Origin of the sequence: Pseudomonas sp. KU26590, from assembly GCF_026153515.1 — a bacterium.
Taxonomy (GTDB): domain Bacteria; phylum Pseudomonadota; class Gammaproteobacteria; order Pseudomonadales; family Pseudomonadaceae; genus Aquipseudomonas.
Map to the genome: position 1 here is coordinate 5,355,957 of NZ_CP110644.1, position 24,443 is coordinate 5,380,399.

The 24,443-nt window shown below is 61.5% G+C and carries 23 protein-coding genes; 13 read left to right on the plus strand and 10 right to left on the minus strand.

Annotated features, from left to right (window positions below; all coding sequences use genetic code 11):
• Nucleotides 1-9: 9 nt before the first annotated feature.
• A complete protein-coding gene (locus OKW98_RS23825; protein WP_265386925.1) occupies nt 10-1,656 on the minus strand; it encodes a Na+/H+ antiporter in 1,647 nt (548 codons plus the stop codon).
• A gap of 253 nt (nt 1,657-1,909) precedes the next feature.
• Here OKW98_RS23825 and OKW98_RS23830 point away from each other — a divergent pair, with 253 nt between their 5' ends.
• The 4 genes from OKW98_RS23830 to OKW98_RS23845 all read left to right on the plus strand — a co-directional run bounded on the left by OKW98_RS23830 (nt 1,910) and on the right by OKW98_RS23845 (nt 5,009).
• Entirely contained in the window at nt 1,910-2,272 is a 363-nt protein-coding gene (locus tag OKW98_RS23830) for an ArsC family reductase (RefSeq protein WP_133772712.1), read from the plus strand.
• Between the two features lie 31 nt (nt 2,273-2,303).
• Complete coding sequence (gene dapD / locus OKW98_RS23835) at nt 2,304-3,338, plus strand: 2,3,4,5-tetrahydropyridine-2,6-dicarboxylate N-succinyltransferase (RefSeq protein ID WP_265386926.1); 1,035 nt, start codon at nt 2,304-2,306, stop codon at nt 3,336-3,338.
• Between the two features lie 64 nt (nt 3,339-3,402).
• Complete coding sequence (locus tag OKW98_RS23840; RefSeq protein WP_265386927.1) at nt 3,403-4,608, plus strand: aminotransferase class V-fold PLP-dependent enzyme; 1,206 nt, start codon at nt 3,403-3,405, stop codon at nt 4,606-4,608.
• The gene (locus tag OKW98_RS23845; RefSeq protein WP_265386928.1) at nt 4,605-5,009 is read left to right on the plus strand and encodes a SufE family protein; all 405 of its coding nucleotides are present in this window, start codon (nt 4,605-4,607) and stop codon (nt 5,007-5,009) included. The genes OKW98_RS23840 and OKW98_RS23845 overlap by 4 nt, the downstream gene beginning before the upstream one ends.
• A 414-nt stretch (nt 5,010-5,423) precedes the next feature.
• Here the strand turns inward: OKW98_RS23845 and tcdA are convergent, their stop codons facing one another.
• Entirely contained in the window at nt 5,424-6,242 is an 819-nt protein-coding gene (tcdA, locus tag OKW98_RS23850) for a tRNA cyclic N6-threonylcarbamoyladenosine(37) synthase TcdA (RefSeq protein WP_265386929.1), read from the minus strand.
• A gap of 232 nt (nt 6,243-6,474) precedes the next feature.
• Between tcdA and OKW98_RS23855 the strand changes: the two genes are divergently transcribed.
• The 8 genes from OKW98_RS23855 (at nt 6,475) to OKW98_RS23890 (ending at nt 16,097) form a co-directional block, all read left to right on the plus strand.
• A complete protein-coding gene (locus OKW98_RS23855) occupies nt 6,475-9,063 on the plus strand; it encodes a glycosyltransferase family 2 protein (RefSeq protein ID WP_265386930.1) in 2,589 nt (862 codons plus the stop codon).
• 103 nt (nt 9,064-9,166) lie between these two features.
• The gene (gene dapE / locus OKW98_RS23860; protein WP_265386931.1) at nt 9,167-10,318 is read left to right on the plus strand and encodes a succinyl-diaminopimelate desuccinylase; all 1,152 of its coding nucleotides are present in this window, start codon (nt 9,167-9,169) and stop codon (nt 10,316-10,318) included.
• A complete protein-coding gene (locus OKW98_RS23865; protein WP_265386932.1) occupies nt 10,318-11,127 on the plus strand; it encodes a putative RNA methyltransferase in 810 nt (269 codons plus the stop codon). Before dapE ends, OKW98_RS23865 begins: the two co-directional genes overlap by 1 nt.
• A gap of 65 nt (nt 11,128-11,192) precedes the next feature.
• Nucleotides 11,193-11,570: a hypothetical protein gene (locus OKW98_RS23870; RefSeq protein WP_265386933.1), complete on the plus strand. Its 378-nt coding sequence runs from the start codon at nt 11,193-11,195 to the stop codon at nt 11,568-11,570.
• Between the two features lie 97 nt (nt 11,571-11,667).
• On the plus strand, nt 11,668-14,160 hold the full coding sequence (plsB, locus tag OKW98_RS23875) for a glycerol-3-phosphate 1-O-acyltransferase PlsB (protein ID WP_265386934.1): 2,493 nt from the start codon (nt 11,668-11,670) through the stop codon (nt 14,158-14,160).
• A gap of 177 nt (nt 14,161-14,337) precedes the next feature.
• Nucleotides 14,338-14,736: a YbaY family lipoprotein gene (locus OKW98_RS23880; protein WP_265386935.1), complete on the plus strand. Its 399-nt coding sequence runs from the start codon at nt 14,338-14,340 to the stop codon at nt 14,734-14,736.
• A gap of 39 nt (nt 14,737-14,775) precedes the next feature.
• On the plus strand, nt 14,776-15,465 hold the full coding sequence (locus tag OKW98_RS23885; RefSeq protein ID WP_265386936.1) for a DUF4197 domain-containing protein: 690 nt from the start codon (nt 14,776-14,778) through the stop codon (nt 15,463-15,465).
• A complete protein-coding gene (locus OKW98_RS23890) occupies nt 15,462-16,097 on the plus strand; it encodes a TetR/AcrR family transcriptional regulator (RefSeq protein ID WP_265386937.1) in 636 nt (211 codons plus the stop codon). The genes OKW98_RS23885 and OKW98_RS23890 overlap by 4 nt, the downstream gene beginning before the upstream one ends.
• Nucleotides 16,098-16,462: 365 nt before the next feature.
• Here the strand turns inward: OKW98_RS23890 and OKW98_RS23895 are convergent, their stop codons facing one another.
• The gene (locus tag OKW98_RS23895) at nt 16,463-17,551 is read right to left on the minus strand and encodes a catalase family protein (protein WP_265386938.1); all 1,089 of its coding nucleotides are present in this window, start codon (nt 17,549-17,551) and stop codon (nt 16,463-16,465) included.
• A gap of 132 nt (nt 17,552-17,683) precedes the next feature.
• Nucleotides 17,684-18,475 carry a class I SAM-dependent methyltransferase gene (locus tag OKW98_RS23900; protein WP_265386939.1) on the minus strand — a complete coding sequence of 264 codons (792 nt, stop codon included), beginning with the start codon at nt 18,473-18,475 and terminating at the stop codon, nt 17,684-17,686.
• Nucleotides 18,476-18,573: 98 nt separating this feature from the next.
• Here OKW98_RS23900 and OKW98_RS23905 point away from each other — a divergent pair, with 98 nt between their 5' ends.
• A complete protein-coding gene (locus OKW98_RS23905) occupies nt 18,574-19,203 on the plus strand; it encodes an energy transducer TonB (RefSeq protein WP_265386940.1) in 630 nt (209 codons plus the stop codon).
• A gap of 24 nt (nt 19,204-19,227) precedes the next feature.
• Here the strand turns inward: OKW98_RS23905 and OKW98_RS23910 are convergent, their stop codons facing one another.
• From OKW98_RS23910 to adk, 6 genes are all read right to left on the minus strand, one after another.
• Nucleotides 19,228-19,926, minus strand: a complete 699-nt coding sequence (locus tag OKW98_RS23910; RefSeq protein WP_265386941.1) for an extensin family protein — start codon at nt 19,924-19,926, stop codon at nt 19,228-19,230.
• A gap of 48 nt (nt 19,927-19,974) precedes the next feature.
• Complete coding sequence (locus OKW98_RS23915) at nt 19,975-20,847, minus strand: DUF72 domain-containing protein (protein WP_265386942.1); 873 nt, start codon at nt 20,845-20,847, stop codon at nt 19,975-19,977.
• Nucleotides 20,844-21,134, minus strand: coding sequence for a hypothetical protein (locus tag OKW98_RS23920; RefSeq protein ID WP_265389825.1), 291 nt, complete (start codon nt 21,132-21,134; stop codon nt 20,844-20,846). Before OKW98_RS23920 ends, OKW98_RS23915 begins: the two co-directional genes overlap by 4 nt.
• A gap of 540 nt (nt 21,135-21,674) precedes the next feature.
• Entirely contained in the window at nt 21,675-22,778 is a 1,104-nt protein-coding gene (locus OKW98_RS23925) for an IS110 family transposase (RefSeq protein ID WP_265385193.1), read from the minus strand.
• A 117-nt stretch (nt 22,779-22,895) separates the two neighbouring features.
• Nucleotides 22,896-23,570 carry a tRNA (adenosine(37)-N6)-threonylcarbamoyltransferase complex dimerization subunit type 1 TsaB gene (gene tsaB, locus OKW98_RS23930; RefSeq protein ID WP_265386943.1) on the minus strand — a complete coding sequence of 225 codons (675 nt, stop codon included), beginning with the start codon at nt 23,568-23,570 and terminating at the stop codon, nt 22,896-22,898.
• A gap of 90 nt (nt 23,571-23,660) precedes the next feature.
• Nucleotides 23,661-24,308, minus strand: coding sequence for an adenylate kinase (adk, locus tag OKW98_RS23935; RefSeq protein ID WP_237251145.1), 648 nt, complete (start codon nt 24,306-24,308; stop codon nt 23,661-23,663).
• Between the last annotated feature and the right edge of the window lie 135 nt (nt 24,309-24,443).

Sequence of the window (24,443 nt, forward strand, 5' to 3'; positions counted from 1 at the left end):
CCTCCAGCCTCAGTGCGCCAAACCAAGGTTGGCTTCATTGAGATCCAGTTCCGCCAGCACCATGCGCAGCACGTCATCGCCGATCTGGTGATGACGGTGCAGGCTGTACAGCGCCAGGCGCTGGGCGCGCAGGGCGTTGAGGCGCATGCGTCTCTCCAGCTGGTCCATCTGAAACGCCAGCGCCTGCGCCTCGGCGGTGTCATTGAAGATATCCAGACGATGGCGGTATTCGGACATGATCCGCGCCTTCACTTCCATGGCGAGCACCGCCTGCGCGGCATCGGGCGAATCCGTCGCTGCCGGGATCGCTTCGTTCTCCAACGTCTGAATCGCCGCCTGCGCCGTGCGCTTCCAGGCGTCCCTCACTTCGCGCTTCATGCGCAGGTCTGGCTCACTGACCTGCCCACGCAAGAGCAACGGCAAGCCAATGCTCGCCGACACCAGCGACAGCAGGATGACCCCCGCAGCGATGAAAATCAGCAAGTCACGCTCGGGAAAGTCGACGCCCGCGCTGATCAGCAGCGGCACCGACAATGTGCCTGCCAGCGTGACCGCACCGCGCACCCCGCCTACGGTCAGCAGCAATGACGAACGGGTGGACAGATCAAGGGTTCCGTCGCCCCTGCCGCGCCAGCGCCGAATCTGGATCATCAGCCGCCAGACACTTTGCACCCAGATGTAACGCAACACCGCCAACACGACGAAGATCGCCAGCACATCGAGGCAGCGCCACAACAGGGTCGGCCACAGGGTCGCTTCGTGATGGGTGACGGCGGTGATGATGTCCGGCAGTTGTAAACCCAGCAGCAGGAAAATCAGGCCGTTGAAGGCAAACTCCAACAAGGTCCACACGCTTCGATTAAGCAACCGGGTGCTGGTCTGGCGGGGCAGCAGATCGACCCAGCTTTGCATCATCCCCGCCGCCACCGCCGAGAGAATTCCGGACAACTCAAGCCGCTCGGCCAAGACGTAAGCCGCAAACGGCAGCAGCAACATGAACACCACGTGGGTCGCCGGGTCATCCCAGCCCCGGGTGATCATCCAGCTGCGCAAACGCCCCACCACCCAGCTGAGCGCGACGCCCACGGCCAGACCGCCGCAGGCAACCAGCACGAAATTCAGACTGGCATCGGTCAGGGAGAACACCCCGGTGATGGCGGCTGCGAGGGCAAATTTGAAGGTGACGAGGCCGGTCGCGTCATTCATCAGCGCCTCGCCCTGCAGCATGCGCATGATCGGCACGGGCAGCCGGTCCTGGGCAATGGCCGAAACCGCCACGGCGTCGGTCGGCGACAACACTGCCGCCAACGCAAAGGCGACGGGCAAGGGAATGGAAGGTAGCAGCCAGTGAATGAAGTAGCCGGCGCCGATTACGGTGAAAACCACCAGTCCGACCGCGAGGGTCAAGATCGCCCAGCGATAGCGCCAGAGGTCGCGCTTGGGCATCCGCCAGCCATCGGAAAACAGCAACGGCGGCAGGAACAGAAACAGGAACAGCTCAGGATCGAGCCCCACGTGCAGGCCTAGCGTCGGCCAGGCGAGCAAGGCGCCAGCGGCGATCTGCACCAGCGGCAACGGCAGCGGAATCACCCGGGCCAGCAATCGCGAGACACCTACCAGCGTCAATAGGATGAGGACGGTATAGGCTGTTTGCATGGCGTGTTTCCCCAGGCTTTGACTCATGACTGACATCGGCAACAGACTCGATGCGTCCTGCAAAGTGCCCATCTTAATGCCTGTAACGGTCATGGGTTCCTGATACATCATGAGTGGCCAACCGCCGTCGCCCCCAGACATGGCGCGTAAACCCGGGTCAAATAGACAAAGCGTCGGCCCGCCGCGCTTACCCGGCGTGTACGTGGCATAATCCTCCACCGTTTTTTTCAACCGTCCCGAAAGGAGCAGGCCCATGGCCAAGGAAACCCACACGTTGCACCTGTTTGGGATAAAGGCATGCGACACAATGAAGAAGGCGCGCACCTGGCTCGACGAAAAATCGGTGAATTACGATTTCCACGACTACAAGACCCAGGGCATCGATCGCGACCACCTGACCCGTTGGTGCAACGAGCATGGCTGGCAGACGGTACTCAACCGCGCCGGCACGACCTTTCGGAAACTGGACGAGGCGCAGAAAGCCGACCTCGATCAGGAAAAGGCCATTGAGCTGATGCTTGCTCAGCCCTCGATGATCAAACGCCCGGTGCTGGATCTTGGCGACAAAACCCTGATTGGCTTCAAACCCGAACTGTACGCTGCGGCTATCGCCTGATTGAGATAGCCCTAAATAACGAGGTATCTGCATGTCCACTTCTCTGTTCAGCCTGGCCTTTGGCCTTGGCACACAAAACCGTAAAGGCACCTGGCTGGAAGTTTTCTACGCCCTGCCACTGCTCAACCCGTCGGCTGAAATCGTCGCCGCCGTCGCACCGATCCTGGGCTACACCGGTGGCAATCAGGCCATCGCCTTCAACACCGATCTGTCCTCGCGTCTGGCCAATGCCCTCAAAGGCATCGACGACACCCAGGCCGCGCTGCTGACCCGACTCGCCGAGAGCCACAACCCCCTGGTTGCCACGCTGCTGGCTGACGACACCGCGCTGACCTCCACCCCCGAGGCTTACCTCAAGTTGCATCTGCTGTCCCATCGTCTGGTCAAGCCCCACGGCTTGAGCCTGGCCGGCGTGTTTCCGCTGCTGCCGAACGTCGCGTGGACCAGCCAGGGCGCCATCGACTTGGGCGAGCTGGCCGAGCGTCAGCTGGAAGCCCGCCTGAAAGGCCATCTGCTGGAAGTCTTCTCGGTGGACAAATTCCCGAAAATGACCGACTACGTCGTGCCGGCCGGTGTGCGCATCGCTGACACCGCGCGCGTGCGCCTGGGCGCCTACATCGGCGAAGGCACCACCGTGATGCACGAAGGTTTCGTCAACTTCAACGGCGGCACCGAAGGCCCGGGCATGATCGAAGGTCGCGTGTCGGCGGGTGTGTTCGTCGGCAAGGGTTCGGACCTGGGCGGCGGTTGCTCGACCATGGGCACCCTGTCGGGCGGCGGCAACATGGTGATCAAGGTCGGCGAAGGCTGCCTGATCGGCGCGAACGCCGGTATCGGCATTCCGCTGGGCGACCGTAATACCGTTGAAGCCGGTCTGTACGTTACCGCTGGCACCAAAGTGGCACTGCTGGACGACAAAAACGAGCTGGTCAAGGTCGTCAAGGCCCGTGAGCTGGCCGGTCAACCGGACCTGCTGTTCCGTCGCAACTCGCAGACCGGCGCGGTGGAGTGCAAATCCCACAAGTCGGCCATCGAGCTGAACGAAGCGCTGCACGCTCACAACTGATCGATGCTGCGTGCGGGTTCGGTGTCCCCCGGGGACCGAACCCGCCCCAACGAGCGTGACTGACATGCCCCTCATTTCTCCCTGGCGCGCTGACTTTCCGGCCATCGACGCCCTGCAACGGCAAGGCCAGACCTATCTGGACAGCGCCGCTACCGCACAAAAACCCCACGCCCTGATCGACGCCACGGTGCATTACTACGCCAATGGCGCGGCGAATGTGCATCGCGCTCAGCATCTGCCGGGCGCCATGGCGACCCAGGCTTTCGAGGACACCCGGCGCAAGGCCGGCGAATGGCTGAATGCCGGGGCGTCGGGGCAGATCGTTTTCACCCACGGCGCCACGTCCGCCTTCAACCTGCTCGCTTATGGCCTGGAGCACGTGTTTCAGTCCGGCGACGAGATTGTCATCAGCGCGCTGGAGCATCACGCCAATCTGTTGCCCTGGCAGCAACTGGCCCTGCGTCGCGACCTGAAGCTGGTGGTGTTGCCCATTACCGACGCCGGGGTGGTCGATGTGGAGGCCGCCGCCGGGCTGATCACTCCACGCACCCGTTTGCTGGCGGTCAGTCAGTTGTCCAACGTGCTCGGCACCTGGCAGCCGGTTGGGCAACTTGTCGCGCTCGCTCGGGCACAGGGCGCGCTGACGGTGATCGATGGCGCCCAGGGCGTCGTCCATGGCCGACACGATGTGCAGGACATCGGCTGCGACTTCTATGTGTTTTCCAGCCATAAGCTCTATGGCCCGGATGGCGTGGGCGTGTTGTTTGGGCGACATGAAGCGCTGGCGCAGCTGCGTCACTGGCAGTTCGGCGGCGAAATGGTCCTGCAGACCGACTACCAGACGGCAACGTTTCGCCCTGCGCCCCTGGGCTTCGAGGCGGGCACGCCACCCATCAGCGCAGTGATCGGCCTTGGCGCGACGCTGGATTATCTCAACGGCCTTAATCAATCCGCCGTCGCCGAATACGAAGCGCGCCTGCATGAGCGGCTGCGCGCCGGGCTGATGCTGCGCGACGGCGTGCAGGTGCTGGGCGATCCCCATGTGGCGCTGGTGAGCTTTGTCGTAGAGGGCGTGCACAACGCCGATCTTGCTCACCTGCTGACTGAGCAAGGCGTCGCTGTTCGCGCCGGTCACCATTGCGCCATCCCGTTGATCAATGGCTTGGGACTCTCCGGCGCGATTCGCGTGTCGCTGGGGCTGTACAACGATTCCCAAGACCTTGAACGATTTTTCACCGCACTGGATCAGGCATTGGAGTTGTTGCGATGAGCCTGCCGAGCGATGCACACGCCGCGCTGGAGACCTTCAACGTTTCATTGAGCTGGGAGCAGCGCGCACGATTGTTGATGCAATGGGGCGAGCGCCTGGCCCCGATGAGCGACGACGAAAAAAACGATGAGCACTTGGTTGACGGCTGCGAGAGCAAGGTGTGGCTGGTCGGCGATGTAATCGACGGGCACTGGCAGTTCCGCGCCGCCAGCGACGCGCGGTTGATTCGTGGCCTGGTGGCGTTGCTGCTGGCGCGGGTCAATGGCTTGTCTGCACAAGCGCTGCAGCAGGTCGATCTGGTTGAGTGGTTTACGCAGCTGGGACTGAGTCGTCAGCTGTCGCCATCCCGCAGCAATGGGTTGAATGCGGTGTTGCAGAAGATGCGGCAGATCGCGGCGTAGGCAATTCTCCGTCGTCCAGACGCCGCGCTGTCACGCAGCAAACGCAAGACCTGTGGGAGCTTGCTCACCAAGGCGATGTGTCAGTCGACATGTTCTTTTCAGATCCAACGCGTTCGCCAGCAAGCCGGCTCCTACGGATTTTGCGTAGCCCGAAGATTGTGTGCGTTGCCGAGAGCCCGTGTAGGAGCGATCTTGCTCGCGAACGGGGTGGGCCTGTCGGGATTGATTGCACTGGCAGATCGCATTCGCGGGCAAGCGCGCTCCTACAGGGTTTGCGGCTGAATCGATCTCTGGGTTAGACCCTGACCGAACTGTAGGAGCGCGCTTGCCCGCGAAGAGGCCGGCACCTCCGCTAAATGTTCAGCCGTTGAAATGCCGTCTTCGTCAGCAAGCATGCTCCCACACCCTCCGCCGTCAGTCCGTTGGCTGTGCTTTGGCCCGCTCCGACGGCCGTCGCACGCCGGCGACGATTTTGTCCACCGCCTTGGTCGCGGCAACCATACCGAAGGTGGCGGTGACCATCATCACCGCGCCAAAACCGCCCGCGCAGTCCAGCTTCACGCCATCCCCGACAAAGCTTTTCTGCAGGCAAATACTGCCGTCGGGTTTGGGATAGCGCAGTTGCTCGGTGGAGAACACGCACGGCACGCTGTAATGGCGAGTGACCGTGCGGGAAAAGCCGTAGTCGCGGCGCAGGGTCGAACGCACCTTGGATGCCAGCGGGTCGTTGAACGTGCGGTTGAGGTCGCAGACCTGAATCAGGGTCGGGTCGATCTGCCCACCCGCACCGCCGGTGGTGATGATCTGGATCTTGCGGCGTTTGCACCAGGCGATCAACGCGGCCTTGGCGTTGACGCTGTCGATGCAATCGAGCACGCAGTCCATTTCAGGGGTGATGTATTCGGCCATGGTTTCGCGGGTGACGAAATCAGCGACGGCATGGACGACGCAATCAGGGTTGATCTCACGCAGGCGGTCGGCCATGACGTCGACCTTGGCGCGGCCAACGGTGCTGCTCAGGGCGTGCAACTGGCGGTTGCTGTTGCTGACGCACACGTCGTCCAGATCAAACAGGGAAATCTCGCCCACGCCACAGCGCGCCATGGCTTCTGCCGCCCAGGAACCCACGCCGCCGATGCCGACCACCGCCACGTGGGCCGCGCGCAGGCGTTCCAGGCCCTCGATGCCGTACAGGCGGGCGACGCCAGCGAAACGCGGATCTTCTGTGCTCATGACCAATACCCCAAAAAACCGGCGCGCATTATAGGCCCTGACGGCGATTCGCAAAGCGCTGAGTTGCAGGCGTTTGGTCTGAAAGTCACCTCTTTCCCGGCATACCCGCAGAGCACAGTTAACGCCCTACATGGGTGACCGAACAGAACTTCAACACTTGTCGGTTGCCAAAGTTTCGGCCCGCTGTACCCTGTCACTCCTCCCCGTTCCCCTCTTGGAACCTGAAGCATCTATGTCATCGCGTAAATTTGGACTCAACCTCGTTGTCGTCGTGGCGATTGCTGCGCTGTTCACTGGCTTCTGGGCGCTGATTAACCGCCCCGTCTCAGCCCCCAACTGGCCTGAGCAGATCTCCGGTTTCTCCTATTCGCCTTTCCGGCTGGGGCAGAACCCACAGAAGGATCTCTACCCGTCCGACGAAGAAATGCGTCAGGACCTGGAGCTGATGAGCAAGCAGACGGACAACATCCGTATCTACTCGGTGGATGGCACCCTCAAGGACATTCCCAAGCTGGCCGAGGAGTTCGGCCTGCGGGTGACCCTGGGCATCTGGATCAGCCCGGACCTTGAGCGTAACGAGCGCGAGATCACCACGGCGATCGAGCTGGCGAACACCTCGCGCAGCGTCGTTCGCGTGGTAGTCGGCAACGAAGCGCTGTATCGCGAAGAGATCAAACCCAAGGACCTGATGGCCGCCCTCGACCGCGTGCGCGCCGCCGTTAAAGTCCCGGTGACCACGTCCGAGCAGTGGCATATCTGGGAGAAGTACCCGGAACTGGCCAAGCACGTTGACCTGATCGCCGCGCACATCCTGCCGTACTGGGAATACATCCCGATGGATAAAGCCGGGCAGTACGTGCTCGACCGCGCCCGCGAACTGAAACGCATGTTCCCGAAAAAACCGCTGCTGCTCTCTGAGGTTGGCTGGCCGAGCAATGGCCACATGCGCGGCGGTGCGGACGCTACTCAGTCGGATCAGGCGGTTTACCTGCGCACGCTGGTTAACAAGCTCAACCGTCAGGGCTTCAACTACTTCGTGATCGAGGCCTTCGATCAGCCGTGGAAAGCCAGTGACGAAGGCTCGGTCGGCGCGTACTGGGGCGTTTACAACGCTGCACGCCAGCAGAAATTCAATTTCGAAGGCCCGGTGGTGGCGATCCCCCAGTGGCGCGTATTGGCGATCGGCTCGGCGGTGTTGGCAATGCTCGCCCTCGCCTTGCTGCTGATTGATGGCTCGGCGCTGCGTCAACGTGGCCGGACATTCCTGACCTTTATCGCCTTCCTGTGCGGCTCGGTGCTGGTCTGGATCGGCTACGACTACAGCCAGCAATACAGCACCTGGTTCAGTCTGCTTGTAGGATTTTTACTGGCGCTGGGCGCGTTCGGCGTGTTCATCGTGCTGCTGACCGAGGCCCACGAACTGGCCGAAGCGGTGTGGACGCACAAGCGTCGCCGCGAATTCCTGCCCGTAGAAGGGGATTCGGCCTACAGACCGAAAGTGTCAATTCACGTGCCCTGCTACAACGAGCCGCCGGAGATGGTCAAACAGACCCTCAACGCACTGGCCGCACTGGATTACCCGGATTTCGAAGTGTTGCTGATCGACAACAACACCAAGGACCCGGCCGTGTGGGAGCCGGTCAAGGCCCACTGCGAAATGCTCGGCCCGCGCTTCAAGTTTTTCCACGTCGCCCCCCTGGCCGGGTTCAAGGGCGGCGCCCTGAATTACCTGATCCCGCACACGGCGCCGGACGCCGAAGTGATCGCCGTGATCGACTCGGACTACTGCGTCGACCGCAACTGGCTCAAGCACATGGTCCCACACTTCGCCGACCCAAAAATCGCCGTAGTGCAGTCCCCGCAGGACTACCGCGACCAGCACGAAAGTGCGTTCAAAAAGCTCTGCTATTCGGAATACAAAGGCTTCTTCTACATCGGCATGGTCACCCGCAACGACCGCGACGCGATCATTCAGCACGGCACCATGACCATGACCCGCCGCTCGGTTCTGGAAGAACTGGGCTGGGCGGACTGGTGCATCTGCGAAGACGCCGAGCTGGGCCTTCGCGTGTTCGAAAAAGGCTATTCGGCAGCTTACGCGCACAATAGCTTCGGCAAGGGCCTGATGCCCGACACCTTCATCGACTTCAAGAAGCAGCGATTCCGCTGGGCCTATGGCGCGATTCAGATCATCAAGCGTCACGCCGCCAGCCTGCTGCGCGGCAAGGACACCGAACTGACCCGCGGCCAGCGTTATCACTTCCTCGCGGGCTGGCTGCCGTGGGTGGCCGATGGCATGAACATCTTCTTCACGGTCGGCGCACTGCTCTGGTCGTCGGCGATGATCATCGTGCCCAACCGTGTTGATCCGCCGCTGCTGATTTTCGCGATTCCGCCGCTGGCGCTGTTCTTCTTCAAGGTCGGCAAGATCATCTTCCTGTACCGTCGCGCCGTTGGCGTGAACCTCACGGACGCGTTCTATGCGGCCCTCGCGGGGCTGGCGCTGTCTCACACCATTGCCAAAGCGGTGCTGTACGGGTTCTTCACCACCAGCATCCCGTTCTTCCGCACCCCGAAAAACGCCGAAAGCCATGGCTTGCTGGTGGCGATATCCGAGGCCCGCGAAGAGCTGTTCATCATGTTAATGCTGTGGGGCGCTGCATTGGGGATCTGTCTGGTGCAGGGTCTGCCGAGCAATGACATGCGCTTCTGGGTGACGATGCTGCTGGTGCAATCGCTGCCGTATCTGGCGGCGCTGATCATGGCGTTTCTGTCTTCGCTGCCGAAACCGAAACCGGCAGACGAACCCGCTACTGCCTGAAACATTGGGGCGCTGTACTAAACGGCGGTCTTCGGGTCGCCGTTTTGCTTTAAGCTATTCGCCGGTTTATCGCCTTGTCTTCACTCAATATCTCGGACCTTTCATGACAGCCCCAGCCGACCTCTCGCCCACGCTGCAACTCGCCTGCGACCTGATCCGTCGCCCATCCGTCACGCCACTGGACGCCGACTGCCAGGCCGTGATGATGAAACGCCTGAGCGACGCCGGTTTTGCCCTGGAGCCGATGCGTATTCAGGACGTGGATAACTTCTGGGGGACCCACGGCAGCCAGGACGGTCCGGTGTTGTGCTTCGCCGGTCATACCGATGTGGTGCCGACCGGCCCGGTTCAGGCCTGGCAGAACGATCCGTTCAGCGCGCTGATCGACGAAGACGGCATGCTCTGCGGCCGTGGCGCGGCGGACATGAAAGGCAGCCTGGCGTCGATGATCGTCGCCACCGAGCGTTTCGTGGCCGATCACCCGAACCACAAGGGCAAGATCGCCTACCTGATCACCAGCGACGAAGAAGGCCCGGCCCACCACGGCACCAAAGCGGTGGTCGAGCGCCTGGCGGCGCGCAAGGAACGTCTCGACTGGTGCATCGTCGGCGAGCCATCGAGCACGACGCTGGTGGGCGATGTGGTCAAGAACGGCCGTCGCGGTTCACTGGGCGCCACCCTCACTGTTAAAGGCATTCAGGGCCACGTCGCCTACCCGCATCTGGCAAAGAACCCCATTCATCTGGCAGCGCCTGCGCTGGCTGAGCTGGCCGCCGAGCACTGGGACAACGGCAATGATTTCTTCCCGCCCACCAGCTTCCAGATTTCCAACCTGAATTCCGGCACCGGCGCAACCAACGTGATCCCGGGTGATCTGGTGGCGGTGTTCAATTTCCGTTTCTCCACCGAATCCACCGTCGAAGGCCTGAAGCAGCGCGTGGCCGCTATTCTCGACAAGCACGACCTGGACTGGCACGTGGAATGGGCGCTGTCCGGCCTGCCGTTCCTCACCGAACCGGGCGCGCTGCTGGACGCGGTGTCGGCGAGCATCAAACACGTCACCGGTCGCGACACCCGTGCGTCGACCAGCGGCGGCACGTCGGACGGTCGCTTCATCGCCACCCTCGGCACCCAAGTGGTCGAACTGGGGCCGGTCAATGCGACGATCCATCAGGTCAACGAACGCATCCTCGCCAGCGATCTCGACGTGCTGACCGAGATCTACTACCAGACCCTGGTCAAGTTGCTCGCCTGATGCTGACTTGCCCGATCTGCTCCGCACCGCTCGATTCAGCGGATAACGGTGTCGTGTGCCCCGCCGGGCACCGCTTCGACCGTGCCCGTCAGGGTTACTTGAACCTGCTGCCCGTGCAGCATAAAAACAGCCGCGACCCCGGCGACAATCAGGCCATGGTCGAGGCGCGCCGCGACTTCCTCAACGCTGGGCATTACGCCCCGGTAGCCAAGCGTCTGGCCGAACTGGCCGCCGAGCGCGCCCCTGCGCACTGGGTCGACATCGGTTGCGGCGAGGGTTATTACACCGCACAAATTTCCCAGGGCCTGCCCGACGCTGACGGCTATGCGCTGGACATCTCCCGGGAAGCGGTGAAGCGCGCCTGTAAGCGTGATCCGAAGATCACCTGGTTGATCGCCAGCATGGCGCGCGTGCCATTGCCGGATGCGAGCATGCAGTTCATCGCCAGCGTGTTCAGCCCGCTGGACTGGGCCGAGGCCAAGCGTCTGCTGTCGCCGGGCGGCGGCCTGATGCGTGTAGGGCCGACCAACGACCACCTGATGGAATTGCGTCAACGCCTGTACGACGAAGTCCGCGACTACAGCGATGACAAGCACCTTGCGCTGGTGCCGGAAGGCATGAGCCTGCAGCACAGCGAAACCCTGCGCTTCACCCTGACGCTGGTGGACGGCCAGGCCCGCGCCAATCTGCTGGCCATGACGCCCCACGGCTGGCGCGCCAGTGCCGAACGCCGCGCGAAGGTGATCGAGCAGGCCGAGCCGTTCGAGGTCACGGTGTCCATGCGCTACGATTATTTCGTCCTGAATTGACGGCTTCAAGCACCTGAACAGACTGAATCCGCGAGTGGATTTTTCAGAACAACCAAGAGGCATCCATGCGCCAACCCGATATCGAGATTTACCTGAAAGACGCTGACGTCGACCACAAGGCGATCACCGCCTGGCTCACAGCCGACATCGGCCCGTGCAGCGACTGGACGCAGAAAGGCCAGACCTGGAAATGCCGGGCGGGCGACGTGCCCGTGACCTGGATTCCCAAGGCCGTCGGCAAGTGGAACAGCCTGTGCCTGGACAGCGACAAAACCCCGTGGGAAGACGACATCGCCTGCGCCCGCGCCGCCTTCACCGCGTTGAAAGTCGAAGTGCGTTGCGCGCCGGGGACCTGGGTCGAGGAAGAGAGTGACGCCGAAGCCGATCAATGGATTCGCATCAGCGTTGATGGTGAAGAAGAAATCACCTGGCATACGTCCTGATACGTAATCCTGGCGGGCACCCGCGCCGCTTTGCCCATCCCTGTCAGATGCGGCAAACTGGCGGCCTCGCGGGCGTCGCCCCTCTCAGCAGAACTCTATGACCCGTTCTCCGTTTCGCCGTCTTGTATTCGGCACCGTGCGCCGCCTGCTTTACCTGTGGGTGCGCTCGGAGACAATCAACCAGTCGTCTTTCACCCTCAATCTCGACCGCAGCCGCCCGGTTTTCTATGCGCTGCAAAACCCTTCGATGAGCGATCTCGCCGTCCTCGACACCGAGTGCCGCAAGGCCGGTCTGCCGCGCCCCGTACTCTCAGTGGCCGTTGGCAACCTGACCGAGCCGGCCGCGTTTTTCTACCTGACGCCCGAGCCTGACTGGCTGGGGCGCCACGACAAACGCGGCGCACCACCGACCCTCGAACGTCTGGTCAGCGCGGTCACGCAAAACGCCACCGAAGACGCGCAAATCATTCCGGTCAGCGTGTTCTGGGGCCAGTCCCCGGACAAGGAAGACAGCCCGTGGAAACTGCTGTTTGCCGACAGCTGGGCGGTGACCGGGCGTCTGCGTCGCTTTGTGACCATTCTGATCCTGGGCCGCAAGACTCGCGTGCAGTTCTCGGCGCCGGTTCATCTGCGTGAGCTGGTCGATCAGAACAAGGGTTACGAGCGCACGGTGCGCATGGCTCAACGCCTGCTGCGTGTGCATTTCCGCAACCTGAAGACCTCCGTGATCGGCCCGGACCTTTCGCACCGTCGCCATATTGTCAAAGGGCTGGTGGCGGATCCGCTGGTCAGGCAGGCCATTCTCGACGAGGCCGCACGGGAGAAAATCACCGAAGCCAAGGCCCGGGACAAAGCCCTGCACTACGGCAACGAAATCGCCTCGGACTACACCTACACTGCTATCCGTTTTCTGGAAGTGGTGCTGAGCTGGTTCTGGAACAAGATTTACGACGGCATCAAGGTCAGTCACCTGGAGGGCGTGCAGAACGTCGCCCAGGGCAACGAGATCATCTATGTGCCATGCCACCGCAGCCACATCGACTATCTGCTGCTGTCGTACCTGTTGTTTCGCAACGGCCTGACCCCGCCGCACATTGCCGCCGGCATCAACCTCAACATGCCGGTGATCGGCGGCCTGCTGCGCCGCGGCGGCGCGTTTTTCATGCGCCGCACGTTCAAGGGCAATCCGCTGTACACCGCGGTGTTCAACGAATACCTGCACACGCTGTTCACCAAAGGCTTCCCGGTGGAGTACTTCGTCGAAGGCGGACGTTCGCGCACCGGGCGCATGTTGCAGCCGAAGACCGGGATGCTGGCGATCACCTTGCGCAGCTTCCTGCGCAACTCGCGCATGCCCATCGTGTTCGTGCCGGTATACATCGGCTACGAACGCGTACTGGAAGGCCGGACTTACCTGGGCGAACTGCGCGGTGCGGCCAAGAAGAAAGAGTCGATCTTCGACATCTTCAAAGTCATCGGCGCGCTGAAGCAGCGCTTCGGCCAGGTCTCGGTCAACTTCGGTGAGCCGATCAAGCTGACCGAGTTTCTCGACCACGAGCAGCCGGACTGGCGCACCCAAGAGCTGGGCCCGGTGTTCAAACCGGCCTGGCTCAATGAGACCACCCACCGTCTGGGTGAACGCGTGGCCCGCCACCTGAACGAAGCAGCGGCGATCAATCCGGTGAATCTGGTGGCGCTGGCGTTGCTGTCGACAGCGAAACACGCGCTGGACGATCAAGCCCTGGCGCGGGTGCTGGATCTGTACCTGACGCTGTTGCGCACCGTGCCCTACTCGCCCCATACCACGCTGCCGGACGGCGATGGTCGGGCGCTGATCGCCCATGTCAAAGGCATGAACCTGCTCTCGGAACTCAGCGATGCGCTGGGCAAGATTCTGTATCTGGACGAGCAAAATGCGGTCCTGATGACGTACTACCGCAACAACGTGCTGCACATTTTCGCGCTGCCCTCGTTGCTGGCCTGCTTCTTCCAGAGCTCGTCGCGCATGAGCCGCGAGCAGATTCTCCGGTACACGCGGGCGTTGTATCCGTACCTGCAATCGGAGTTGTTCATCCGCTGGTCGCTGGACGACCTGGATGAGGTCATCGATCAGTGGCTGGCAGCGTTTGTTGAGCAGGGCTTGTTGCGATTCGAGAACGGCGTGTACCTGCGCCCGGCGCCGAGTTCGCGGGCTTTCGTGCTGCTGACGGTACTGTCGCGGGCGATTGCCCAGACCTTGCAGCGTTTCTACATGGCGATTTCCCTGCTGCTCAACAGCGGTCAGCACACGCTCAGCGCCGAAGGGCTTGAGGAGTTGTGCACGACGATGGCTCAGCGGCTGTCGATCCTGCACGGCCTGAACGCGCCGGAGTTTTTCGACAAGAGCCTGTTCCGGCATTTCATTCAGACGCTGCTGGATCAGGGTGTATTGCGCACCGACGCCGCCGGCAAATTGAGCTATCACGATATGTTGGGGGATCTGGCGGAAGGCGCCGCCAAGCGCGTATTGCCAGCGGAAATCAGGCTGTCGATCCGCCAGGTGGCGTTGCATCGCAGTGATGAAGTCATTGGGGACGCGCCGATCGCCTAGCGATAACGCACTTGTGGGAGCCGGCTTGCTGGCGAACCGGGTGTGTCAGCCGCCACTCATGGGCCTGACCCACCGCGTTCGCCAGCAAGCCGGCTCCCACAGATGACCGTGCCAGAACGTAGCGCTTTGGTTGCCCCAAGCCGCCCCTCAAACGTTTCAACTGACAAGGAGCATCACATGAAACACATCCTGCTCACCCTCATGACCACCGTGCTGGCCGCTTGCGCCCATGCGCCGGACAACTTGCCGGGCTCGGTGGATGGCGAGGTGTTTTACTTGCAGCGCATGGCGCTTCCACCGACGGCTACGCTGAAGGTCACGCTGCAGGACGTGACGCTGGCAGACGCGCCCGCGCAGATCCTCGCCAGCCAGAACGGCCCGATCAAAGGCCAGGTGCATCTGCCGTTTCACCTGACCTACGATCAGAAGCAGGTCCAGCCGGGTCACACTTACTCGGTCAGCGCGCGCATTGAAGTGGACGGCAAGCTGCTGATGATCAGCACCGAGCGTTACACGGTAGACCTGACGCTGGACGAAAAACCGCCCGTCAAAATTCGTTTGAGCCCGGCCCGTTAATCGGCCGTGCATCACAGACCGCTGAAAAGGACATTACCCATGTTGCGTCGCTCCCTCTCGTTCACTGGTATATGCGCCGGCCTGCTGTTATCGGCCAGTGCTTTCGCGCTGTCGCTCAATGATCTGTCGCAATCGGACGCCACCGGCGGGCTGAAGGATGCCCTCACCCAAGGCGCCCAAGTCGCGGTCAAGCAACTGGGCGTACCGGGTGGCTTCAGCAACAACAAGGATGTGCGTATCGAACTGCCCGGCAACCTGGGCAAGGTCGCCAAGAAGATGAAGCAGTTCGGCATGGGCGCGCAGGTCGATCAGCTGGAAACCAGCATGAACCAGGCGGCGGAAGCGGCGATGCCCCAGGCGCAGACGTTGCTGGTCGATGCCGTGAAAAAGATGAGCGTGTCGGACGCCAAGGCCATCCTCAGCGGCGGCAAGGACTCCGCCACCCAGTACCTGAGCACGTCCAGCCGCGAACAGATCCGCGCCAAGTTCCTGCCTATCATCAAACAGGCCACTGACAAGGTCGGCCTGGCGCAGAAATACAACGCTTTCGCCGGTCAGGCCGCGACCCTGGGCGTGCTGGACGCGAAGAGCTCCAATATCGAAGGCTACGTCACCGAGAAGGCGTTGAACGGCTTGTTCGAAATGATCGCCAAACAGGAAGAAACCATCCGCGCCAACCCGGCAGCGGCGGCTACCGGTCTGGCGAAAAAAGTGTTCGGCGCGTTGTGAAGTCAAGCTCCCCCACCGGCCCCGGCCCCGGCCGCCCCAAGGATCTGGCCAAGCGACAGGCCATTCTTGAAGCGGCCAAAAACCTGTTCATCCGCAACGGTTACGCCAACACCAGCATGGATGCCGTTGCCGCTGAAGCCGGGGTTTCAAAGCTCACGGTCTACAGCCACTTCACCGATAAGGAGACGTTATTTTCCTGTGCGGTGGTCGCTCGCTGCGAGGAGCAGGTCCCCGAGTTATTCGTGGACGTGCCGGTTGATGAGCACGTTGAAAAGGTATTACTGGATATTGCCAGAGGGTTTCAGACGCTGATCAACAGCCCCGAGTCCATCGACCTGAACCGTTTGATCATCACCTTGGGACCGCAGGGAGCATCGCTGACTCAGGTGTTCTTCGAAGCAGGACCGCAACGGGTCCTGCACGAACTGGAGCGGTTTTTGGGTAAGCTGAGCGGTAAAAACGGGCTGCATTTTGAATCGCCCCTTGATGCGGCGGGGCATTTTTTGAGTTTGATCAAGGGCGTGCACCATTTCAGGCTTCTCATCGGCACCGGGGAAATAGCGGACGAGCAGACTGCCGACCATCATGCCAGTGAAGTGGTAACGCTGTTCTTGAAGGCGTATCGGGTTTAGGGCTGTAGAAATGATGGTGATCACACCGGCCTCTTCCCGGCTGAAGCCGGTCCCACTGAAAGCATCGCGTGCATCCATAGAGATCGGCGCCGGCCAGTATTGTGGGACCGGCTTTAGCCGGGAAGGCGTCAGGCGTCACAATTAGGAATTGATGGTGCGCACGCGGGCCTCTTCCCGGCTGAAGCCGGTCCTACAACACCGCGTGCATCCATGGATACTGGCGCCGGACTATATTGTGGGACCGGCTTTAGCCGGGAAAGCGCCAGACGCCACACCACAAATCTGATGATGATCCCACCGGCCTCTTCCCGGCTGAAGCCGGTCCTACAACACCGCGCGTACCCGTAGGACTGGCTTGCGATCAATCAGCGAGGCTCGTGCATCGGGCAGCCGTTGTGGCTGGCGCGGAAGCCTGAAGACAGCTCATAGGACGGCTTGCGCACCCGCATGACGCCGCCCAGTGGACGGTGCTCAACCACGCCGTGCCAGGGGCTGAAGGCCATGCCGTCGTCGATTTCTTGCTGGCGTTCTTCTGACCAGCTGTCTTGGGGTGGCACTTCGATACGGGCCACGGTCACGAAAGGGCTCAGCTCCTCGGACCATTCCACAGAAGCATCTTCAATCGGCATTTTTTCAAGGTCGGTCGCCAGCTGGATACGCACGTCCCACACCCCTCCCTTGCTCGCGAAGTGACTGCGTACCGCTTCACGCAAACCGTCGGGATGGCCATTCAGGTCCACCTTCTGATCGGTCAACGCAGTGAGTTCGGGGGAAACAGGCACCAGGCTCAGCTTGGCGTAATAGCAGCCATAGAGAAACGGCACGACGCTGTTATAGGTTTCACCCAGTAAATGGGTCATCGGGTGCCCGCCCAGTGACTTGAGCGTGCCACTCTCACCGCCCATGGCTTCAACCGTCGACTCCAGACCTCGAAACAATGCCGACAGCGCTTTCTTCATGCCGGGTGCTTTGTCGGTGGTTTTGGCAAGCAGCTTCAGGGTCTTGAGGAAGTCCTTGGGCGTGGCTGCACCAAACGCTTTGACATTCTGCATGACGAAGTCCTGGGTGACCTGACCTTCGCTGCCGTGCAGGCGCGCGCCCTGCACGCCGACCAGCTTGATGGCCAGCCCGCGCGGCGTTGACACCTTGTCGTCCAGCAGGTCACCCGGATTGGTTGAAAAGCGCATCCTCACGTCCAGCGTGCCGGGATGCGCGAAGACGCCCTGCGCCAACTCAGCGGGCAGGCCATCCAGAATATGGATCTGCCCGTGCAGCAAACCATGGGCCTTGGCATGCACGCTGCGTATGGCGTGACCGCCATCCTTGTAGGTGGTTTCCAGAATGCTGTGCATGGTCTCAGCCAGCTCTTTGCTCGTCTGAGCCTCATCATCGGGTATCTGCTCAAACTGAGGCTCGAACGGCAAGGGCGTTACGGACAAAGGGGAAGTGCTCATCGGTGATCTCCGGCTACAGCTCTGGTCAGGGCAATCGCCGATGAGCGCACACCTGAAACGGTGGCTTGTCAGGCATCGGCACAGCAGAGGACTGCGCCGACGGTTGCCAGGTTCAGGTTTACCGGATGAGTGTCATGAACCCATGCTCTTCAACGCCTTCTTCGGGTAAATGTCGTAGCGGCTGGATTTGCCGTCCAGCGCGTAAGACGGCTTGGTGCCTTCGATGCTCGGTGCCTTGCGCGGGCGTTTCACCACGACGCGATGAGTCGCCAGCGCCAGCGCCGCTTCCAGCAACGCCGGGGCGTCCATGTCGTCACCCACCAGCGGGCGGAACAGGCGCATTTCCTTCTTCACCAGCGCGGTCTTTTCCCGGTGTGGGAACATCGGATCAAGGTAAATGACCTGGGGCGGCTCGCCTTCCCACTGACGGATCAGCTCGATGGAGTTGCCGGTCAACAGGTGCATCTGCGCGATGATCCCGCCCACGTCCAGATCCCTCGCCCCGCGCGCCAGACCGTCTTCGAGCAGCGCCGCGATGATCGGCTGGCGCTCGATCAGACTTATTTCGCACCCCAGACTCGCCAGTACAAACGCATCCTTGCCCAGCCCCGCCGTGGCATCCAGCACCCGAGGCCGTACGCCCGGCTGAATGCCCACGGCCTTGGCGATCATCTGCCCGCTGCCGCCGCCAAACAGACGCCGATGTGCCGCCTTGCCTTCGATGAAATCCACGCGCACCGGGCCCGGCGCGTCGTCACCCAGTTGCTGCAATTGCAGGCCGTCTTCGGCCACTTGCAGGGCGAAATCCGCGTCTGCATCGTCCAGCGGCAAACCCAGCCGAAGCGCCCACTGCGCTGCGGTTTCCTGCCCGTCGGGGGTCAGGCTGTCGACCCGAATGCGGCTGCCCGCGTGCTGCTCAGTCATTGTCTCTACGCGCTCAAATATTCTTAATGATTGGCAACATCTGCCGATAACAAAAGTATCCGGCATTTTGCCAGACCCACGGGCTGTACTGAGCGCTTATGTCAGACATTCAGCAAACCTCCTCGATAGGCTATTTGACGTACGCAGGCGACTACAGCGTACGCAATACCCAAACCCTGAGCGGCGTCACGCAGCTCTGGCAGGATGCGTTTGCCCGTGCGATGGCTCAGCAGGTCGATGACAACGCTGGCGCCGCCCCGGAATACAGCGCCCTCGCCACAACGGACAACCTGACCGGCGAGCCGATTGCCGGAGCGACCGCACTGGGCAAGATCGTCGAGCAACGTGAGTGCCCGGTTCAGGACAAGGAAATCGCGCCGCCGGAGCCGCTGTTTTTGCCCATCGCCGAATTCGAATGGGATCTGGCCGACAAGCCCGCCAAGCCTTTCACCGCGATGGAAATGATCGAGCAGCAACGCAACCTCAAATTCGATGACACCTGGGTCCGCCCGACCGTCCTCAACCCCTACGATGACAGCGTTGAACCAGGCCCGGGTCCTCAGCCTCGCCCTCTGTTCCTGCCAATTGCCGAGTTCGAATGGGACCTGGCAGACAAGCCCGCAACGCCTTTCAGTGCCGATGAAATGACCGAGCAGCAGCGTCATCTGGCCTTCGATAACGGCTGGGCGCGGCCGATTGTGCTGCAGAATCTTCGTATCGCTGCCTGAGACTGATCCCGCGTTTGTCCCGCCTCAGCGACACACCCGCCAGCGTCCCATGTCCAGATGAAAGTGGTTTCGGTGCGCGGCGTTGTAGTCCGGGCTCAGCACCGTGTTGAACTGCTGGCAGGCGCCATCCCTCACCCATCTCAGAAAACGCCCCTCGTCGCTGTCATCTTTCCAGTCCTTGAGCACCGAAATCCTGCGCCCGTCTGCCAGTCGAAAGCCGGCGATGTCCAGCGCGTTGGCAGTAGCGTGCTGGCTCAGGCGGCCTTCGCTGCGGTTGTAGATGTTGCGACAGGCGAAGCTGCCCAAGTGATCGACCTGCGTGACCTTTTGCCCGAACACCGCCTGGGCCGCCGGCTGCAACTGATGGATATCGAACAGCGCGTACGCCACGGCCAGGCGGCAACTGGACAGAAAACTGCTGCTCAGCGCGACGTCGCCACCCTGGATACGCAGCGTGTTGGTCAGCGGGCATTTGGCGTCGGCGGCGCTGTCGGCCTGGTGCGTGTAGCGCAGGGTCGAGGTTTGCAGCGCGGCCTCGCACAACGCCGGATCGGCCTGCAATCGCCAGAGCTTGAAAGGCGTAATGAGGTTGGGCTCGTCCCGCACATTCAGTGGGGCCCACGGGTTCCAGCGCTCAGCGACAGGCAACCAGCCACGCCAGATCGACACCGCGACCGCCGCGCTGATCAAAACCAGTAGAAGAAAGAAGGTCGAGCCGCGCATGCAGGAAGGTTCTCGTCTGACGTAGGGAAAATCTACCCTATGTCGACCTCAGAGCAGCCCGAGTTGCTCCACTTGCCGACCGCGATCCAGTTGCGGCAGATCGGGCAGCCCCGGCAACAACGTCATCAGTTGATGGTGAAAACGACGGGCCAGCTGGGGCGAGGCGATGTTGTCAGGCGTGTGCAGAAATACCGAAGGCGTGCGCCCCTCTTCGATCCAGCCGGCCACCTTTTCCGCCCACTGCACGATGAAGCCTTCGTTGATCGCCTCATCCGGACCGCCGATGAAGCGCACCTGCGGAAAGGACGTCAGCGCCGCCGGACGCGGTGGCACTTTGGGCTTCTTCGATTGCGCATGAAGCACAGCTGGGTCAGTGGAGACGGAACTGAACAACGGCCGGGAATCGAGACAGATACGCTCCACGCCTCGGTCGAGCAACAGGCGGTTGAGTTGACGCTCGTCCTCGCCCTTGGTGAAAAACGCCATGTTGCGCACTTCCACCGCCAACGGCCGCCCTTCCAGGGCATCAATGAAAGCAGCCAGCTCATTCAGCCGATGGGGGCCGAAACTGGACGACAGCTGCAGCCACAGCGGTTGAAGTCTAGACCCCAGTGGCGCCAGCAGTTGCAGGAAATCCTCTACCGCGCCCAAGTGGTCGCGCAGGTCGCCGCCGTGGCTGATGTCACGGGGGATTTTGGCGCTGAAGCGGAAATGCTCAGGCAAGGCGTCCGCCCAGCGCTGAACGATCTCAGGCTTGGGACGGGCGTAAAACGTGGTGTTGCCCTCGACGGCGTTGAAGACCTGCGCGTACAACCCGAGTAAATCCAGGTCTGGGGCATCCGGCGGGTACAGCGACTCACGCCAGGCTTTTTCGCTCCAGGACGGGCAACCGATGTAGTAAGGCGGGTGGGCGAGGTTCAAACGTGGAGGTCGAGCCCGGAGACTTCGAGGTCCCAGTCGACGAAGGTCGAGGTCATCAGATAGCTGCTGAGCGCGTGGGCGACTCGGGTGCTCATGGCACGGGGGAAGATGATGTCTTGCTGACGCGCGGGCACGTTTGCCGTGGTACCGGTCTGGCGCCGCGCCACTTGCGGATTCACTTCGATCTCGTCGTTCACTTCCTCGAACGCGCCGTCTACCGTCGCAGAGTCCCTGCGTGGCTTGCGCTTGATCGGGTACGAACGTGGTGAGGGACCGGTGACTCGCATCATGCTTACTCGGCGTCTGATGGTGGCAATTTAATCTCACAGCAAGCCGTTAAGCAAACATGTGAACGATAACTAGACCACACTTATTGCCAATTGTTTAAAGCAGCCTGAATTTTATGCAGATTTATCGCTGAACGGTCATCAACAGTGTGACGTGGGTCGCAGATCAGGCGTAACTGGGCTTGGGGATACCCGCCATTCGTAGGAGCCGGATTGCTGGCGAACACAATTCAACCCGTCATTGCAGCAGTGCCGGATGACGTAGGTTCGCCAGCAAGCCGGCTCCTATGTATGGACTCGCCTCCACTGTCTACCCGCTTTTCAACACCGCCACCCGGTTGCATCTATGTATAAGGCCTGTTCGAGGAAGCCGCTCTGGGCTTCTGGCCAACATTGGTTGAGCTCGCGGTATGCCTATTACAGTCAGGCCTCAAGGGCCAGTAGGAGCCAAGGCATCTATCCGCGACGGTCTTACCTGGGGTCAATGTTTTCTAGCAGGGGCAGGAGCGCTTTTGCGCCCCGGTGGCAGAACGCTTTGGATCAGTGACTCATCGCCGCCGCCTGCCTATTGGACGGCTCACGACGATAAGTCTGATCATTCTGTAAAAGCGACCAGATGATGCGCAGGTTGCGGTTCGCCAGCCGTACGGCGGCTTTTTTGCTTCCCAGACGGCTCAGCCACTGCAACAGCCGACGGTCATCCGGCTGCTCGGAGTCGTGCCGCAGCTGCCTCAACACTGCATGAGCACCCTGTATCGCCAGGCTGCGGATGTACCCATCACCACGCTTGGTCATTCGACCCAGGCGAACCCGCTCTCCTGAGCTGTTTTGATCGGGCACCAGGCCGAAGTAGGCCGCAAACATGCGCGCGTCAGCGAATCGCTCAGGCCGGGTTTGCTTGGCTACTATCGCGGTGGCAATGATCGGCCCGACACCGCGTATGGTCATCAGCCGCACGGCGGTCTTGTCCCGTTTCGCAGCAACCTCCAGACGCCCGGTCAATACACTGACTCGCTCGCCCAAATGGCGCCATTCGCCCAGCAACTCGTCGATCAGTTCGCGCAACATCTCCGGCAACGGCTGGGTAGCGTCTTCCAGTACCCGAGGTACTTTCTGGCTGATCGCCACCTCGCCTTGCGCCATGGCGACGCCGTGCTCGAGCAGCAAACCGCGCATCTGGTTACCCACTGCTGTGCGCCGACGCACGTAACCTTGGCGAATACGGTGCAATGCCTGCATGGCCAACTCCGCGGCACTTTTGATGGGCACTGCCGAAATTCTGCTGTCGCGGCCCGCGCGCAATATTGCGAGCGCATCGTTGCGATCATTCTTGGCGCCGCTGCGATGATCAGCGACGCGCCCGGCTGGAAGTATGCGTGCCAGATTGCCCTGATCTTGCAGCTGCCGCGCCCAGGCTTGAGCGCCCGGACCGGTTTCCATGAGAACGATAACGTGCGGTTCGAGCTTGCACAAAAATGCGTAGAAGGCTTCTCGTGACTTGATCCGCTCCTCATAGAGCACCTGGCCCAAGGCATCTTCACCAGCGATCTGAAAGACCCGCTTGGCAAGATCAATCGCCACGGTGGTGCATGCCGGGAGATCGGATGAAGACAGAGACTGATTAACCGTCGTATGCTTTTTCATGGACTCGCCCTCGCTGTCGTTGGCTGTTTAGACTGCCACCGTGGCGCATTGACGCCTCGGCCTGGGCGAGTCCATCCAATTACAGATTTGCGAAGTGGCGGAATATAGGGTCGATCCTCAGCGCGCTTTTGGCGTGGCAACTTTGTCGCGCAAGTAAACCGGTTGGGCGTCATCGGCGACGATGGCTTCGCCACGGTGCCAGGCGAACGTGCCGAGGGTCAGCAGGTCCAGCGCGTGAGGCAAGAGCGTAGCGTCCTGGGCGCTGACATTTGCCGCAATGCGCTCGGCATAACCCCAGCCGGTGCCCGCACCGAACCAATCGCCCGTTGCAGCGCTCGGTAAAGCTGCCAGCTCCGGCGGCATGACCGCCTCTTCGCCCGCCAGCCTCATCTCCCCCGCCACTTCGCGGTAGCAACCCCAATAGACTTCGTCCATGCGCGCGTCGATGGCAGCCGCGACCTGAGTGGCGCCCTGCTCACGAAAGGCCCGTTGCGCCAGCGCCGCGAGGTTGGAGACTGGCAGTACCGGGCGATCGAGACCGAACGCCAGCCCCTGCACCACACCAATGGCGATGCGCACGCCGGTGAACGCGCCCGGCCCGCGCCCAAAGGCGATGGCATCCAGCGCCGACAGGCCGATGCCCGCCTCGGCCAGCAGGTCCTTGATCATCGGCAGGAGTTTTTGCGCGTGCAGGCGCGGGATCACCTCGTAGTGAGTCAGCACTTTGCCGTCGTGCAGCAAAGCGACTGAGCAGGCTTCAGTGGCGGTGTCCAGGGCCAGCAAGGTGGTCATCGGGGTTTCCATCGTTGTGCGAAAAAAGTGCCGCATTATAAACAACAACGACCCGCAAGCGGGCCGTTGTTCAGTGCCTTGAGACGCGAATCAGCTCAGGGCTTCAAGCACCTTGGCGGTGATCTGTTCGACAGTACCCACGCCTTCGATGTGACTGCACTTTGGCGTGCCGTCCTGAGCCTGCAGCTTGGTGTAGAACTCCACCAGCGGCTTGGTCTGGGAATGGTAGACCGACAGGCGATGGCGAACAGTGGCTTCGACGTCGTCCTTGCGCTGAACCAGCGGCTCGCCGGTGACGTCGTCCACGCCTTCAACCTTTGGCGGGTTGTAAAGGGTGTGGTAAACGCGACCGGAGCCTTCGTGAACGCGACGACCGGAGATGCGCTTGACGATCTCTTCATCGTCGACCTTGATCTCGATGACGTGATCGATGGCCAGGCCGGCTTTCTTCAGGGCTTCAGCCTGAGGAATGGTGCGCGGGAAGCCGTCGAACAGGCAACCGCCAGCGCAGTCAGGCTCGGACAGGCGATCCTTGATCAGACCGATGATCAGGTCATCGGACACCAGGCCGCCGCTGTCCATGACGCTTTTGGCTTTCAGGCCCAGTTCAGTACCGGCCTTGACCGCAGCACGCAGCATGTCGCCGGTGGAAATCTGCGGAATGTTGAATTTCTCAGTGATGAACTTTGCCTGAGTACCTTTGCCGGCCCCGGGAGCTCCCAGCAGAATCACGCGCATTGTTGTGCTCCTCAAATTTTTATAGAAATATCGTCGGATTCGCCTAAATGGGGCCAATCGCAAAATTTTACTGACCCAACGGCCAAAGGCTGATCAAGATACACAGCCGATTCATGCCGCACAAGACGGCGAAAG